Here is a 14920-nt window from a genome sequence, read left to right on the forward strand (position 1 = left end):
GCGCTACGACAAGCTGGCGGCCACCTTCATGGGCTTCGTAACCCTCGCCGCCATCATGCTATGGCTCAAATAGCTAAATCGTCACCACAGCCTAGTCCCTGCCCTGGCTACTTGTGCGCCGCCCTTTCACAATCGGCCGGTTGCGCTCCGATCCCGTAAATGGGAATTTATTCCAACAAAGACGGCTCAGAAAGTCGCACCCAAATGTGGGAAAATATTCCTATCGAGTTGCCGCAACGATTGAGGCGGCGACAGGATTTGTCTGTCGGTCGTCGCGGTCTTTGCCAGTGTCCCCGCCTTCTCGCGGCCATAGTTGGCGGCGCTGCACCGCCGCTGATGTGGTCCAGCGAGGCGAACTGGCAGGCGACGTTGAACGGCTCGCCGTAGCTGACCGTCAGGGTCGCCACGAGCCCGGCTTCAGTTGACGCTTGTCGGTCATGGGATGTCTCCGATCTATTCGGCGGGAACCAGGGTAATGTCGCGGACGGCTTCGAGGACGGGGTCCGCCTCGGTGCGGACCAGCCAGTCGGGGCTGACGTCGACGAAGCGCACGACCCGCTCGTGGTCGATGACGACGACGGCGGGCTGGGGCAGCTCCCAGGTTCCCGTGCCGGTCGTGTCGCCGATGAAGCCGCCCTTGACGCGCTGGGCTGCCTGGCTGGCCTCGTCGGCCGTGTAGAGGATGCCGAATCGGCGGCCGAGGGCGTTATCCGGGTCGGAGGCGACCTTGAACGACAGGCTGTGGCGGGTCTTGATCTCGCCCAGGCGCTCGGGGACCTGCGGACTGACCGCCACCAGAGTGGCGCCGAGATCTCGCAGACCGGGGGCCAGCGCCTCCTCGTAGTATGGCAGGGCGATGTTGCAGGCCGGGCAGCCGGCGAAGCGGAAGAACACCAGCACGGCCGGACCGCGCTGGATCAACGCCTCCAGCGGCAAGTCGCCGCCCTCGACGTCGCGCAGCACGAACGGATCGAGACGGTCGCCGACCTGGACCCATCGAGCGGGGTCGGCGGTCTCGACCAGCGTGCGTCGCTGGTCGATATTGATCTTCAGCGCGGCCGGGTCCCAGGTGCGCACGCGCTCGGCGTGCAGGTCGGCCAGGCGGTCCTTCAGGCTCTTGCGGTTCATGTGGAGCTTCCTTCCTCGGTGCGAGCGGCCTTGGCGGCGGCGAGTTCGATCGCCTGCAGGCGGGCGCGCTCGAAGATCGCCCCCATCCGCCAGTGTTGATTGGTGCGGTTCGCCGCGTGCTCGCCCCAGCCGTGGTCGCGCCGGAAGGCGCCCAGCTGGCCGGACGCCAGGGCCTGCTGCGCGGTCACGCCCGCGACCCGCTCGGTCTCGGGCCAGACGAACAGGGCGTCGGCCGGGCAGTAGAGCTCGCACAGCAGGCAGGTCTGGCAGTCGGCCTGGGCGGCGATCACCGCCTTGCCCCCCTCCCCCAGCGCCAGCACGTCGCTGGGACAGGCTTCGACGCAATCGCCGCAGCCCGAGCAGCGGTCCTCGATGACGACCTCGATCATCAGGCCACCTCCGCCCTAAGCGGGTCTGGGGCCGGCGCGGGCTCGAAACGGGTGAAGACGCGGTCCAGCCCCTGCGCCCGCTGGCGGCAGGAGAGGCGTGGATCCAGGCCCGGCGCGTCCTCGCGGCGGTGCATGCCCCGGCTCTCGCGCCGCGCCAGGGCGGCCGCCTTGCTCCAGCGCCCGGCGGCGACCAGGGCGGCGGCCTCGCGCAGCCGCAGACCCGCGCGACCTTCGGCCCGGCCATGGTCGGCCAGCTCTTTCCAGATCCCGTCCAGCCGCGCCAGCGAAGCCTCAAGCGCCTCGCCCTGGCGGAAGATGTTCTTGTCGTAGGCGTTCAACTCCTCGCGCACGGCCTGGACGGCGCCGGCTGTGTCGACGGGCCGAACGTCGCGCCGCGGGATCAGGCCGGCCCGGCCCGTAGTGATCGCCAGGTCGGTCGCCCGCGCCCCGGTCGAGCGGGCGCGCCGCGCAGCCGCCGCGCCCGCCCACTGGCCCGACGACAGGGCCCAGGACGAGTTGACCGCCCCGCCGCCCGAGATCGCGCCGGTCACCAGCTCACGACTGGCGTTGTCGCCCGCGACATAGAGACCGGGCACGGCGGTCTGGCAGTCCTGGTCGTCCACGCGCAACCCGCCGATCCCGCGCACCGTGCCCTCCGCGTGCAGAACGACCTCGAAGCGCTCGCCATAGGCGTCGATCCCCAGACGCGCAAAGGGCAGCACGAAGTTGGGCTGTACCTGCGGCATCACCGCTCGAATGTCGTCGGGCACGCGATCCAGCCGGCAGAACAGCGGCCCTTTCAGCAGCGCTCGCGCCAGGTGCGGGGTGACGTCCGGACCGTTCGGGATGTCGAGCTCGCGGTCGTCGGCGTCGAACCAGCGGGCGAAGCTGTAAGCCATCGAGCGAGCCATGTTCGTACCAGCCAGGGCGGGCGTATAGTAGTTGGTGAACTCCATGCCCGAGAGATCGGCGCCGGCCTCGGCGCCCATCAGCAGGCCGTCGCCAGTATTGGTCGCCGAACCCAACAGGCGCGAGGCGAAGGCTGTGCCGCCCGCCGCCAGCACCACGGCGCCCGCCCGGATGGTCCACGGCCGCTCGCCGCGCAGGGCGATCCCCGACGCGCCGGCGATCGAGCCGTCGCCGTGGCGCAGCAGCTGCAGCGCCGGATGGTGGTCCAGAATCCGGGCGCCCGCCGCGACCGCGTACGCGCGCATGGCCCGCATGTATTCCGGGCCGCGCAGCGCACGGTGCTGGATCTCGCCCCGATCGTCGGTCGAGAACGCGTAGTGGTCGGCCAGGCCCGGCAGGCTGGTCCAGGTCAGGTCCAGGATCCGGCCCATCCAGTCCGGATCGCCGAGGCCCAACGAGCGCTGCAGTCGGTCGGCGACGGCGGTTTCACGACGGTCCGGAGGCACCCACCAGTGGCCGGGACCGGCCGTGGCGGTGACGCCGCTGGTCCCGCAATGGCCCTTGTCGACCAGTACGACGTCCGCGCCCTCCCGCGCCGCCGCCACGGCCGCCCAGGCGCCGGCAAGACCGCCCCCGATGACCAGGACCTCGGTCGCCAGGGTCAGCACCTCGCTCACGCCAGCGCCCCGTTGAACGAGGCGTCGAAGGCGCCAGCGGGATCGCGCGTGGTGTTCACCCCTCCGACGGACCGGAAGCGGTCGAGTACAGCGCGGCCCTCCTCGATCGCGACGGCGTCGATAGGAACAGGCCGGAAGCGGTAGCTGCGGGCCGTGTAGAGCGCCACGTCGTCGGAAAGGCCGGTTTCCCGGGCCAGCACCTTCGCGAACGTATCGGGATTGTTCAACGCCCAGCGGCGCGCCTTGGCCAGCCGTTTCAGAAAGTCCTCGATCTGCGGCCGCTTGGTCGCGATCGCCGTCTCGCTGGCTGCCTCATAGCCATAGCCGCTGAGCAGTCCGTCGCCGTCGACGAGGACCCGCGCGGTGTCGTGCAGGGTGGCCAGGCCGATGTACGAGCCCCAGGTCACCCATGCGTCGATCGAGCCGGCCGTGAAGGCCGCCTTGGCGTCTCCTGGATTGAGGAAGACGACCGAAACGTCGTCGGCCTTGAGGCCGGCCTTCTCGAGCACACGCAGCAGCAGGTAATGGCCGATCGATCCCTTGCCCGTGGCGATCCTCTTGCCGCGCAGGTCGCCAGGCGACCGGATCGGAGAATCCTTGCGCACCAGGATGGCCGTGGCGGAGCCGCCGCTGCGCCCGGCCTGCACGGCCTTGATCCTGGCTCCGCCGGCATAGGCGAACAGGAACGGCGCATCGCCGGCCTCGCCCAGGTCGACCGCGCCGGCCGACAGGGCCTCCAGCAACGGCGCGGCGGCCGGGAATTCGCTCCACTCGATCTTGTAGGGAGCCCCCTCCAGGACCCCTGACGCCAGCAATACGGCCTTGGTGCTGCCCCTTTGGCTGCCGACCTTGAGGACGGTTAGCCCCCCCGTCCTTGAGCAGGCGGCGAGACCCGCGAAGGCCAGGCCGGCGACGAGAAGCTGGCGTCGATCCATCCCGCCCTCCCTCAGAACTGCTGGGTCAGGCGGGCGTAGTAGTAGCCGCCGGTGATGCCGAAGGGCGAGAAGATGCCGAACTGGCCCGTGCCCAGGTCGGCGTTGACGATTCCGATCTTGTCGGGATGCTTGTCGAACAGGTTGTTGGCCCCGATGGCGACGTTGGTGGACGGACGGACCTGCCAGGCGATGTCCAGGTCGGTGACCCACTTGGGGCTGAACGTCCGGTCCAGGCTGGCCGACGTGCCGGCCTCGGTGTAGCGGCCATAGCGGGTGTTGCGCAGGCTGGCGCTCCAGTCGCCCAGCGACCACTGGGCGCCGACGATGATCTTCTCGCGCGGGGTGCCGATCGTCAGGTCGGCGATCTTCTGGCGGTCGAACAGGACCAGGTTAGGATTGACCGCCGTCAGGACTGCTGGCGTGGCCTTCAGCTTGGTGACCTTGGTCTTGTTAAAGGTGTAGGCGGCGTTCAGGTTCAGACGCCCGAACTCGCCCAGGCTGAAGCCGTACTCGCCGACGAAGTCCAAGCCCGTCGTCCGGGTGGAAACCGCGTTGGTGTAGTAGGTCGCCGTCAGCCCCTGCGGGAACCGTACCAGCAGCGGCGCCAGGTCCGCGCGCGACGACAGCTGCGCCACCGACAGGTCGAGATTGCTGGTGTCGACGATGCGGTCGTCGATCTGGATCTCGTAGGCGTCCAGGGTCAGGCGCAGGCCGGCGAGCGGCTCGGCGGTGACCCCGAAGCTGTAATTGGTCGAGGTTTCCGGCTTGAGCGTCTCCGCGCCCAGCGCTTTCGCCTCAGCGCTGTCGGTGCGCAGCACCTTGGTTGGGAAGGTCAGGTACTCGCCGGCTGCGCAGGGCGCGCCCCGGAAGATGTTGTTGGGCGCGGCCGGGCACAAGCTGCCGTTGATGGTCGAGGTGGCGAACAACACCTGGCCCAGCGATGGGGCGCGGAAGCCGTTGCTGACCGTGGCCCGCACGGCGTAGCCCGGCAGGAACTCCCAGCGCGTGGTCAGCTTGCCGCTGAAGGTGTCGCCCACTCCTTTGCCGTATTTCTCGTACCGGCCGGCCAGGCCGACGTACCAGCCGTCGGTGACGTTGGTCCCGACATCGACATAGGCCGCGCCGCTGTGGCGATGGGTCGAGCCGGCGTCTTCCGGCGCGGTGCCGGCATAGGAGGCCAGGCCTGGGTTCGGGCGCAGGCCGGCGAACGGCTGGCCGGCCGGGATCGCGTAGTCGCCGACGACGTAGGAGGCCGCGTCCCCCGCCTCGATCAGGAAACGCTCGTAGCGATGCTCCAGTCCCCAGGAGACCTGCAGCGGATGCGGCAGCCAGCCCGGCGTCACCTCGCGGGTGACGTCCAGATTGTTGGTCCACTGCCGGAACTCGTGGGTCGACAGGTGGAAGTAGGTCGGACTGGACGGGCCCAGCGTGGCGTTCAGGGTGTTCTGGCCGTCCAGCTGGGCGTGGTCCTGGGCCAGGGTCGTCGACAGGTCCCACGCCCAGCCGGCCTTCTCGCCGCGCGCGCCGAAGCTGGTCTGGAAGTCCAGCTCGAAGATCCTGCGCTGGGCGTTGAAGCCGTTCGGATAGACCTCGGGCAGCGAATTTCGGTTCAGCGGCCGCCCCGCCGTGACGCCGGCGACGGGCGCCAGGTTGGGCAAGAAGCTGCCGGTGACCTTCCGCGACGAGCGGTGGCTGAGCGTGCCCGACGAATAGAGCTTTAGATCTCGCCAGGGCAGTTCGGCGTTGTACGAGGCCGCCAGGATGTCCTCCTCGCCCGGCCCGTAGCTCTGCCCCCAGAAGTAACGGTCGGCGGTCGCGTCGCGTGGGTCGGGCGTCACCGTGGTCACGCCGCCCACACTCGTGACGGTCGGTTGATAGATGTATTGCGCACGCGAGGGCACGGCGCGGCTGGCCGCCTCGTTGTTCTTCCAGTTCAGGGCCAAGCTGAGGAAGCCGCCATTCTCGCCCAGCGGCCGACCCCAGTTGAGCGTGGCGGCGCGGGTGTCGCCGTCGCCCAGATAGTTCTGGCCGCCGGTGTAGCTGAACGAACCGCCTTCGGAATCGTCCTTCAGGATGATGTTGACCACGCCGGCGATGGCGTCGGAGCCATACTGGGCCGAGGCTCCGTCGCGCAGCACCTCGATCCGCTCGATCGCCGAGGCCGGGATGAGGTCGAGGTCGACCGGCGCCCCGCCCCGGCCGACGCGGGCCAGGTTGTTGATCAGGGCGGTGCCGTGTCGGCGCTTGCCGTTGACCAGGAACAGGGCCTGATCGCCGTTCAGGCCGCGCAGGGTGATGGCCCGCACTGTCCACGAGGTGCCGCCACCGTTGACGCCCGGCAGGTTGAACGACGGGATCAGGGTGTTGAGCACCTCCTTCAGGCCCACCTTGCCGGTGGCCAGCAGTTGCTCGCCGCTGATCACATCGACGGGCGCGGGGCTGTCGGCGACGGTGCGGCGCACACCCCGCACGCCGGTGACGATGACGCTGTCGAGCGCCGTCACGCCTTCGTCGGCGGTCGGCGCCGGCGTCGTTTCGGCCGCATGAACGGCGCCGCTGCTCAACGCCAGCACCGAGGCGCAGGTCAGCAGCGTCAACTGGAAGCTCAGCTTGAAAGGATTCAGTCGGACCGCGGTCCGCGCTGGAAGCAAGGTCAAAGGTCTACCCCCGCGCTCGGTCACGCCGGGCGTCGTCTTGTGGTCTTGAAGTTGGAAGCCCCGTTCCCGGAGCGACTTGGATCGGACGCGGCGACCATGGCGACCGGGCCGCCGCTGCGCGATCGAGTATTTCTCTGAATAAATTCAGAGTTTTATATATCGCGTCGGGCAATAAGCGACATTTGCCGCACGCATAGCGTCAAGGCGGCTTGCGGGATGTCGAGCGATGGTCGAGAAAATCCTATTCTTCTTATAGAGTTTCCCCATGCCCCCTAGACCAGCACCTGTCATCGCCGTGGTGGGCGCGGGGTTCAGCGGGGTGACGACGGCCCTGAACATCCTCAAGCGCTCGGCCGACGCCAAGGTGATCCTGTTCGAGCGGCGTTCGCCTGTCGGCCTTGGGGCGGCCTACGCTTCACACAATCCGGGTCATCGCCTGAACGTGCGGGCAGGCAACATGAGCGCCTGGCCGGACGATCCCGAACACTTCGTCAGATGGCTGAGCCGTGAGCGGTTCGCCCTCGGCCCGGCGGACTTCGCCACGCGCGCGGACTATGGTCGCTATATCCAGCAGCAGGTCGTCGAGATCGTCGAAAGGGCCGCCGGCGCCGCCCGCCTGGTGGTCGCGCCAGACGCGGTGATCGGGATCGAGCCAGGCGGCGACGGCTGGCGGCTGCGGTGCGCCATGGGACGGGCGGTCACGGCCCATGCCGTCGTCCTGGCCCTGGGCAATCCGCCGCCGGCGCGACCGCCGGGGATCGACGAGACCTTCGCCGCCTCGGAGGCCTATGTCGCCGATCCCTGGCGTTGGAACGCGACCGATCTGCCGGCGGGGCCGGTTTTGCTGATCGGCACGGGCCTGACCATGGTCGACGTGGCGCTGTCGCTGAACGACGCGCAACCGGGCCGCCCCATGCTGGCGTTGTCGCGGCGCGGCCTGGCGCCGCTGGAGCACGACGGCGCGCCGCCGCTGATCCTCCCGACGCCGCCGGCCAACGATCTGTCGCCGCTGGAGGCGTTCGGCTGGCTGCGCGCCGCCGCCGCCGACCACGGCTGGCGTACCGCGATCGACGCCATTCGGCCGGCGACCCAGGCCTTGTGGCGCGGCTGGTCGACAGCGCAGAAACAGGCCTTCCTGCGTCACGCCCGTCCGTTCTGGGACATCCACCGCCACCGCCTGGCCCCGCTGGTCGCCCGCAGGATCGGCGCCCTGCGCGGCACTGGCCAACTGGTCCTGGCGGCCGGCAAAATCCGCAGCCTGAAGCTCGAAGCCGACGGCTTCGCCCTGTGCCGCTGGCGCGGGCGGGGTCAGGAGACGGGCTACGCCTTCCGCGCGGCCAGGGTCATCAACTGCACCGGTCCGACCGGGGACGTACTGACCTCGTCCGATCCGTTGATCCAGGACCTGGTTCAGCGCGGCCTGGCCCGGCCCGATCCGTTGCGCCTTGGCTTCGATGTCGACGACGACAACCGCGTGCGCGACGTCTCCGGCCAAGCCTCGCCGACTCTGCTGGCCGTCGGCCCGGCGACGCGCGGAACCTCGTGGGAGATCACCGCCGTGCCGGACATCCGCATCCAGGCCGCCGCCGTGGCCGAGGGGGTGCTCGCGGCGCTAGCCTAGAGGTCCAACGCCGCGGCATGGATCAACTGCCCCAGCTTGACGATGGACGCGTGCGGGGTGTCGTTGATCCGCTGGACATAGGCCACGTCAGGCAGCGACGGCAGATGGTTGCTGGCCAGCGGCGCGCGCTCGGGCAGGAACAGGGCGGTGCGGCAGGTGACCGCCAGGCCCGCCTGCACCGCGGCGCGCAGGGCCGAGAGGCTCGGCGTTTCCAGGGCCACCCGGAACGGCCGCCCGTCCCGCTCCAGCGCGGCCAGGGCGGCGTCGCGAAAACGGCAGGGCGATTCCAGGATGGCGACCGGCAGGACATCGCTCTCGGCCAGGGCGGCGTCGCCATGCCACGCCATCGGGACCACGCGCGCGGCGCGCGGATCGTCCGCCGCGCCCATGCACAGGACCACGTCCAGCCGATCGGCCTCCAGCAGGCTCAGCAGTTCCGGCGATCCCGCCACCCGCACCTGCAGCTGAGTGTCGGGATTGAGTTGGGCGAACCGCGCCAGTACGCCCGACAGCAGGGTCTCGGCGAAGTCCTGCACGAGGCCGACGCGCGCCGGCCCGGCCAGGGCGTCACCGGTCAGGGCCACGACGGCGCGGTCGTTCAGCGCCAGGATCTCCCGCGCCCTCGGCAGCAGGGTCTGGCCCGCCGGCGTCAGGACCAGGCGCCGCCCCTCGCGATGGAACAGCGGCGTCAGCACCGTCTCCTCCAGGCGCTTCATCTGCAGGCTCAGCGCCGACTGGGTGACGAACACCCGCTCGGTCGCCCGCAGCATCGAACCGGAGTCGACGATCGCCACGAAACTCCGCAGCAGTTCGGTCGGCAGGTTGGTCACCATGGGCGTCCCCTTGAGAAATGCTAATAAGGCGTGTGAGGATAAGTCTATTGATCAGATAGGAATTCAACGTCCTTCTTTCTGGACCCGCGGCGCTTGCGTCGCAACGGTTTCCGACGAGAGAGGGCCGCAGTGTCTCTGGCGACGACCTACAGAAATTCTGAAACTTGGCCGTGGCGCTGGCCCAGTCTGGCCCGGGCGCGCTGGCTGTCTCCCCTCTTGTTGCTGGCCTTGTGGGAGCTGGGCGCACGCACGGGCGTGATCCCGCCGCGTGTGCTGGCCGCACCGTCCACCGTGCTGGAGACTTTCTGGGACCTGACCGTCTCTGGCGAGCTGCCTCGTAACCTCCTGGTCTCGCTGGCCCGCGCCGGTGCGGGGCTCGGCGTCGCCCTGGTCCTGGCCACCACCTTGGGCTTGATCTCGGGCCTGTCGCGTTGGGGCGAGACGCTGGTCGACCCGCTGATGCAGATCAAGCGGACCATTCCGGTCCTGGCCCTGACGCCGCTGTTCATCGTCTGGTTCGGCATCGGCGAGACGCCGAAGATCCTGCTGATCACCGTCTCGGCGACCTTTCCGCTGTACCTGAACCTGTTCGCCGGCATCCGCGGCGTCGACGTACGCCTGGTCGAGGCCGCCCGCAGCTTCGGCCTCAGCGGCTGGAGCCTGGTGCGCGAGGTGATCCTACCCGGCGCCCTGCCCTCGTTCTTCGTCGGCCTGCGCTACGCCCTGGGCGTGGCGGTGCTGGTGCTAGTGATCTCCGAGCAGATCAACGCCCAGGCCGGGCTCGGCTACCTGGTCAACAACGCCCGCGACTTCATGCGGACCGACATCATCGTCGTCTGCCTGGTCGTCTACGCCCTGCTCGGCCTCGGCGCCGACGCTCTCGTCCGCACGCTGGAGCGCAAGGCGCTGGCGTGGCGCCCCAGCCTCGTGGAGCAATGATCATGGCCGTATCGCAACCGCGCCTCCCCCGTCCCGTCGTCACCCGCCCGCCTCAGCAGGCCGCCGAACCCGCCGTGCGGCTCTCGAACTTCGTCCGCCGCTTCGGCGACAACACCGTCATCGACGGCCTGAACCTGTCGATCGCCCCGGGCGAGTTCGTCGCCCTGCTGGGCGCCAGCGGTTCGGGCAAGACCACACTGCTGCGCACCCTGGCCGGCCTCGATCCTGCCGGGGGGCAGGATGTGAAGACCCCCGACGCGAGGGCGGTCGTGTTCCAGGATGCGCGCCTGCTGCCGTGGAAGAAGGTCTGGCGCAATGTCGCGCTGGGCCTCTCCGGTAGCGACGTCCGGGCTCGCGCCGAGGCGGCGCTGAAGGAGGTGGGCCTTGGCCATCGCCTCGACGCGTGGCCCGGCACCCTCTCGGGCGGCGAGGCTCAGCGCACGGCCCTGGCCCGGGCCCTGGTCCGCGAGCCGGGCCTGCTGCTGCTGGACGAACCGTTCGCGGCGCTGGACGCCCTGACCCGCCTGAAGATGCACGAGCTGGTGCTCTCGCTGTGGCGCGAGCACGCGCCGGCCGTCCTGCTGGTCACCCACGACGTCGACGAAGCCATCGCCCTGGCCGACCGGGTGCTGGTGCTGGACAAGGGCCGCATCGCCGCCGAGGAGCGCATCACCCTGGAGCGCCCGCGCGCGGCCGACGTCCGCTTCCAGGCCATTCGGCGACGGCTGCTGGGTCATCTCGGCGTCGAGGCCGCGCCGGTCCATGGCGAAGGCCATCTGGTCGCCTTCCCGACCGGCGAGGTCGTGCTGTGAACGCCCCCCTGCGTCGCTTCCAAGCCGGGGCTCGCCTTCCTGATCTCGACACGATCCTGCCCCGCCTGACCCAGGCCTTCGCCGAGACCGCCGCCCTGCACGACCGCGAGGCCAGTTTTCCGACCGACAACTTCCGGCGACTGCACGAGGCGGGCTTGCTGGCCCTGACGGCGCCGGCCCGCCTGGGCGGCCTCGAAGCCGACCTGCCGACAGCGCTGAAGGTGGTCTCGGCCGTCGCGCGCGGCGAGCCGGCGACGGCGCTTGTCCTGGTCATGCAGTACCTGTTCCACGCCTCGGTCGAAGGCCGTTCCGGCTGGCCCGAACATCTCAGGGCCCGGGTCATCGGCGAGGCGATCCAGCAGGGCGCGCTGATCAACGCCCTGCGGGTCGAGCCGGACCTCGGCACCCCCGCCCGCGGCGGCCTGCCCGCCACCATCGCCCGCCGCACGCCCGAAGGCTGGCGGATCAGCGGTCGCAAGATCTACTCCACCGGTTCGACCAACCTGACCTGGTTCGTGGTCTGGGCCCGCAGCGACGACGCTGACCCGCTGGTCGGTGGCTGGCTGGTCCGGGCCGACACGCCCGGCATTTCGATCGAGGAGACCTGGGACCACCTGGGCCTGCGCGCGTCGGCCAGCCATGACGTGGTGTTCGAAGACGTGCTGGTCCCGCTGGACCACGCTTTGGATCCCCAGCCCGTCGGCGCGCCGCCGCCCTATCCGGCCACCTTCGCCACCTGGTCGGCGGTGCTGACCTCGGCCATCTATGACGCTGTCGCCCGCGCGGCGCGGGACTGGCTGGTGCAGTTCCTGGCCAACCGCAAGCCGGCCAACTTGGGCGCGGCCCTGTCGACCCTGCCCCGCTTCCAGGAGGCCGTCGGCGAGATCGACGGCCTGCTGCTGTCCAACCGCATCCTGCTGGACACCGCCGCGCGCGGCGAGGTCGACGGTGTCGAGGCCAGCCTCGTCAAGCACCTGGTCACCGAGAACGCCATCGCCGCCGTCGAAAAGGCCCTGAAATTGACCGGCAATCCGGGCCTGACCCGCGCCAATCCACTGGAGCGTCACCATCGGGACGTCCTGTGCGGCCGGGTCCACACGCCGCAGGCCGACGTGGTGCTGACCAGCGCCGGCCGCGCCGCCTTCGCGGGACTGGCCGCATGAGCCGCCTCATCGTCGCCAGCCAGCTGCCCGAGGTGTTCAACAGCGTCTTCGCCCAGCATGTCGCCGACGCCGAGATCGTCGCCGTGCCGCCGGGCTTGACCACGCCTCTGCCGCCGCAGGCCAAGGTCCTGGTCGCCGCGCCGTTCCGCAAGGCGGGCGGGGTCCTGCCCGATCGTCCGCCGCCCGGTTGGCCCTTCGACGTGCGCTGGGTGCAACTGGTTTCGGTCGGCATCGACTTCTATCCGGACTGGCTGTTCGACGGACCGGTCGTGACCTCGGCGCGCGGCTCGTCCGCCGTGGCCCTGGCCGAATTCGCCCTGGCCGCCATCCTGGCCGAGGCCAAGCGCCTGCCGGACATCTGGATCGACGCCGCCAGCCGGTGGGCCCCGCAGCAGCTGAAGCTGGTCGCCGGCTCGACCCTGGGCCTGGTCGGCTTCGGCGCCATCGGCGAGGCCCTGGCCCCGCGGGCCCAGGCCCTGGGGATCAACGTCCTGGCGGTGCGCCGCTCGGACGCCACGATCCCGGTCCCTGGCGTCGAGCGCGTGGCCGACCTCAAGACCCTGTTCGAACGCAGCGACCATGTCGTGCTGGCCGCGCCCGCGACGCCGCAGACCGAGCGGATCATCAATCGCGACCTCCTGCTGCACGCCAAGCCGGGTCTGCACCTGATCAACATCGCCCGCGGCGCCCTGATCGACGACGAGGCCTTGCTGGCGGCGCTGGACGAAGGCCGCGTCGGCCGCGCCAGCCTGGACGTCACCTTTCCTGAGCCCCTGCCGGACGGCCATCCGTTCTACGCCCACCCCAAGGTTCGCCTGTCGCCGCACACCTCGGTGCACACGCCCGACACCCGCCTCAACCTGGCGACCCAGTTCGCCGAGAACCTGGCCCGCTTCCGGTCCGGCGCGCCCCTGGCCGGCGTTGTCGACCTGTCGCGCGGCTACTGAGAGATCACCGCCATGACCGCCTTCCCCTCGGCGCGGGGCTTCACGCCCGCCGCGCCGCATCCCGCCAAGATCGAGACCGTCCTGCCCGAATTCGGGACCCGCGAGATCCCGCGGCAGCCGACGGTCGAGGCCGAGCGCCTCTATCGCAAGCAACGCCTGGCCGCCTCGTATCGCCTGTTCGGCCGCTACGGCTTCGATATGGGCGGGGCCGGCCATATTACCGCCCGTGACCCGGAACTGACCGACCATTTCTGGGTCAATCCGTTCGGCGTTCACTTCAGCCGCATCAAGGTCTCGGACCTGATGCTGGTCAGCCATGACGGCCGCATCGTCGAGCCGCCGGCCAAGGTTCCTGCCCGCCTGAACCGCGCCGCCTTCGCCATCCATTCGCAGTTGCACGAGGCCCGGCTCGACGTGGTCGCCGCCGCCCACTCGCACTCGCTGTACGGCAAGGCCTGGTCGGCCCTGGGGCGTCTGCTCGATCCGCTGACCCAGGACTCGGCGGCGTTCTATGACGACCACGCCCTGTTCGAGGAATTCTCGGGGGTCGTGCTCGACACCAGCGAGGGCCAGAAGATCGCCCGGGCGCTGGGCGCGAAGAAAGCGGTGATCCTGCAGAACCACGGCATCCTGACCGTGGGTCAGTCGGTCGAGGCCGCCGTCTGGCGCTACCTGGCCCTGGAGAACGCCTGCCAGACCCAGCTTCTGGCCGAGGCCGCGGGTCCGACCAAGCCGATGCCGCCCGAAGTGGCCAGGCATACCGCCAGCCAGGTGGGCGGCGAAGCTGGCGGCCTCTGGGCCTTCCAACCCTATTGGGACGTCGTCACCGAGGAAGAACCGGACCTGTTCGACTGATGACCGGTTTCTCGATGTCCAGGCGCGCCCTGATGGTCGGTGGTCTGTCGATCGCCGGCCTCGCCGCCTGCTCGCCCAAGCCTGGCGCCAAGACAGGCTCGCCGGAACTGACCCTCCGGGTGGCCACCTACCGCGGCAATCCCGAGAGCTTCTTTACCGAGGCCGGGATCGCAGAACCGCCCTACAAGCTGGCTCGCACCCAGTTCGCGGGCGGCAACCTGATCACCGAAGCGATCAACGCCCGGGCGCTCGACTTCGGCGGCATGAGCGAGATCCCGCCGATCTTCGTGGCCGGGCATCCGGGCAACCAGGTCCGTATCGTCGGCGTGCTGCAAGGCGACGTGAACAACCAGGTCGTGCTCGTACCCAAGGGCTCGCCGGCCCAGGACTTCAAGGCGCTGAGAGGCAAGCGCGTCGGCTATGTGAAGGCCACGACCTCGCACTACATCCTGCTACGGCTGCTGGAGAAGGCCGGCCTGACCTGGGCCGACATCACCCCGGTGGCGTTGTCGCCGCAGGACGGCCTGGCCGCGTTCCAGAGCGGAGCGCTGGACGCCTGGGTGATCTACGGCGTCATCGTCTACCAGGCCCGCGAGGCTGGAGCGCGGGTGCTGACCACGGCGCAGGGGATCCTGTCAGGCAACTACCTTATCGCCGCCGCCGCCGAAGCGCTCGACGATCCCGAGCGGCTGAAGGCCATCGGCGACTACGTCCGGCGCTATCGCCAGGTGTTTGACTGGATCAACGCCGACGGCGTCCGCTGGGCCAGGGTCCGCGCCGCCGCCACCGGGGTCAAGCAGGCCTATTACGAGCAGGAATTCCGCGAGCGGAGCACGCCCTCGATCCTGGGCCCGATCAACGAGGCGGCGATCACCTCCCAGCAGGCTGTGGCCGACACCTTCGCCGCCGCAAAGGTCATACCGAGCGCCGTTCAGGTCAAGCCGTTGTGGGATGACCGGCTAACACCGCTCCTGAAGTGAGTTTTGCATCGTAAATATAGAACTATAGTATTTTTGATATGAGTAAATCTATCGATTTCGAGATTTTATATTCGT

The 14920-nt window shown here is 69.6% G+C and carries 13 protein-coding genes; 7 read left to right on the forward strand and 6 right to left on the reverse strand.

Features of this window, described 5'->3' with window-relative positions:
- Positions 1-453: 453 nt before the first annotated feature.
- Genes EV278_RS19850 through EV278_RS19870 form a run of 5 tightly spaced genes read right to left on the reverse strand, consistent with a single transcriptional unit; the run spans position 454 to position 6635 of the window.
- The gene (locus tag EV278_RS19850) at positions 454-1128 is read right to left on the reverse strand and encodes a peroxiredoxin-like family protein (protein WP_132095269.1); all 675 of its coding nucleotides are present in this window, start codon (positions 1126-1128) and stop codon (positions 454-456) included.
- Complete coding sequence (locus EV278_RS19855) at positions 1125-1517, reverse strand: ferredoxin family protein (protein ID WP_132095271.1); 393 nt, start codon at positions 1515-1517, stop codon at positions 1125-1127. The genes EV278_RS19850 and EV278_RS19855 overlap by 4 nt, the downstream gene beginning before the upstream one ends.
- Positions 1517-3103, reverse strand: coding sequence for an FAD-binding protein (locus EV278_RS19860; protein WP_132095273.1), 1587 nt, complete (start codon positions 3101-3103; stop codon positions 1517-1519). Before EV278_RS19860 ends, EV278_RS19855 begins: the two co-directional genes overlap by 1 nt.
- A complete protein-coding gene (locus EV278_RS19865) occupies positions 3100-4038 on the reverse strand; it encodes an ABC transporter substrate-binding protein (protein WP_132095275.1) in 939 nt (312 codons plus the stop codon). The genes EV278_RS19860 and EV278_RS19865 overlap by 4 nt, the downstream gene beginning before the upstream one ends.
- 11 nt (positions 4039-4049) lie before the next feature.
- The gene (locus EV278_RS19870; protein ID WP_243692279.1) at positions 4050-6635 is read right to left on the reverse strand and encodes a TonB-dependent receptor; all 2586 of its coding nucleotides are present in this window, start codon (positions 6633-6635) and stop codon (positions 4050-4052) included.
- A gap of 325 nt (positions 6636-6960) precedes the next feature.
- Between EV278_RS19870 and EV278_RS19875 the strand changes: the two genes are divergently transcribed.
- Positions 6961-8316 carry an FAD/NAD(P)-binding protein gene (locus EV278_RS19875; protein WP_132095277.1) on the forward strand — a complete coding sequence of 452 codons (1356 nt, stop codon included), beginning with the start codon at positions 6961-6963 and terminating at the stop codon, positions 8314-8316.
- On the opposite strand, the gene EV278_RS19880 is transcribed toward EV278_RS19875, so the two are convergent.
- Positions 8313-9149, reverse strand: a complete 837-nt coding sequence (locus EV278_RS19880; RefSeq protein ID WP_132095279.1) for a LysR substrate-binding domain-containing protein — start codon at positions 9147-9149, stop codon at positions 8313-8315. The two genes, EV278_RS19875 and EV278_RS19880, sit on opposite strands and share 4 nt — an antisense overlap.
- A 129-nt stretch (positions 9150-9278) precedes the next feature.
- Between EV278_RS19880 and EV278_RS19885 the strand changes: the two genes are divergently transcribed.
- Genes EV278_RS19885 through EV278_RS19910 form a run of 6 tightly spaced genes read left to right on the forward strand, consistent with a single transcriptional unit; the run spans position 9279 to position 14845 of the window.
- Positions 9279-10088: an ABC transporter permease gene (locus EV278_RS19885; protein ID WP_132095281.1), complete on the forward strand. Its 810-nt coding sequence runs from the start codon at positions 9279-9281 to the stop codon at positions 10086-10088.
- A complete protein-coding gene (locus EV278_RS19890) occupies positions 10085-10900 on the forward strand; it encodes an ABC transporter ATP-binding protein (protein ID WP_207905536.1) in 816 nt (271 codons plus the stop codon). Before EV278_RS19885 ends, EV278_RS19890 begins: the two co-directional genes overlap by 4 nt.
- Positions 10897-12063: an acyl-CoA dehydrogenase family protein gene (locus EV278_RS19895; RefSeq protein WP_132095283.1), complete on the forward strand. Its 1167-nt coding sequence runs from the start codon at positions 10897-10899 to the stop codon at positions 12061-12063. Before EV278_RS19890 ends, EV278_RS19895 begins: the two co-directional genes overlap by 4 nt.
- Positions 12060-13010 carry a D-isomer specific 2-hydroxyacid dehydrogenase family protein gene (locus EV278_RS19900; protein ID WP_132095285.1) on the forward strand — a complete coding sequence of 317 codons (951 nt, stop codon included), beginning with the start codon at positions 12060-12062 and terminating at the stop codon, positions 13008-13010. Before EV278_RS19895 ends, EV278_RS19900 begins: the two co-directional genes overlap by 4 nt.
- 12 nt (positions 13011-13022) lie before the next feature.
- On the forward strand, positions 13023-13865 hold the full coding sequence (locus EV278_RS19905; protein WP_132095287.1) for a class II aldolase/adducin family protein: 843 nt from the start codon (positions 13023-13025) through the stop codon (positions 13863-13865).
- Positions 13865-14845 (forward strand): ABC transporter substrate-binding protein, encoded by a 981-nt coding sequence (locus EV278_RS19910; RefSeq protein WP_132095289.1) that lies wholly within the window; start codon positions 13865-13867, stop codon positions 14843-14845. The genes EV278_RS19905 and EV278_RS19910 overlap by 1 nt, the downstream gene beginning before the upstream one ends.
- Positions 14846-14920 lie beyond the last annotated feature (75 nt).

It is taken from the genome of Caulobacter sp. BK020, assembly GCF_004342605.1.
GTDB lineage: Bacteria > Pseudomonadota > Alphaproteobacteria > Caulobacterales > Caulobacteraceae > Caulobacter.

What these genes read in the sequence shown, in the direction of transcription:
- EV278_RS19850 (WP_132095269.1), bottom strand. Translation starts at nt 1,128, where the DNA reads ATGAACCGCAAGAGCCTGAAGGACCGCCTGGCCGACCTGCACGCCGAG.
- EV278_RS19855 (WP_132095271.1), bottom strand. Translation starts at nt 1,517, where the DNA reads ATGATCGAGGTCGTCATCGAGGACCGCTGCTCGGGCTGCGGCGATTGC.
- EV278_RS19865 (WP_132095275.1), bottom strand. Translation starts at nt 4,038, where the DNA reads ATGGATCGACGCCAGCTTCTCGTCGCCGGCCTGGCCTTCGCGGGTCTC.
- EV278_RS19875 (WP_132095277.1), top strand. Translation starts at nt 6,961, where the DNA reads ATGCCCCCTAGACCAGCACCTGTCATCGCCGTGGTGGGCGCGGGGTTC.
- EV278_RS19880 (WP_132095279.1), bottom strand. Translation starts at nt 9,149, where the DNA reads ATGGTGACCAACCTGCCGACCGAACTGCTGCGGAGTTTCGTGGCGATC.
- EV278_RS19890 (WP_207905536.1), top strand. Translation starts at nt 10,085, where the DNA reads ATGATCATGGCCGTATCGCAACCGCGCCTCCCCCGTCCCGTCGTCACC.
- EV278_RS19900 (WP_132095285.1), top strand. Translation starts at nt 12,060, where the DNA reads ATGAGCCGCCTCATCGTCGCCAGCCAGCTGCCCGAGGTGTTCAACAGC.
- EV278_RS19905 (WP_132095287.1), top strand. Translation starts at nt 13,023, where the DNA reads ATGACCGCCTTCCCCTCGGCGCGGGGCTTCACGCCCGCCGCGCCGCAT.
- EV278_RS19910 (WP_132095289.1), top strand. Translation starts at nt 13,865, where the DNA reads ATGACCGGTTTCTCGATGTCCAGGCGCGCCCTGATGGTCGGTGGTCTG.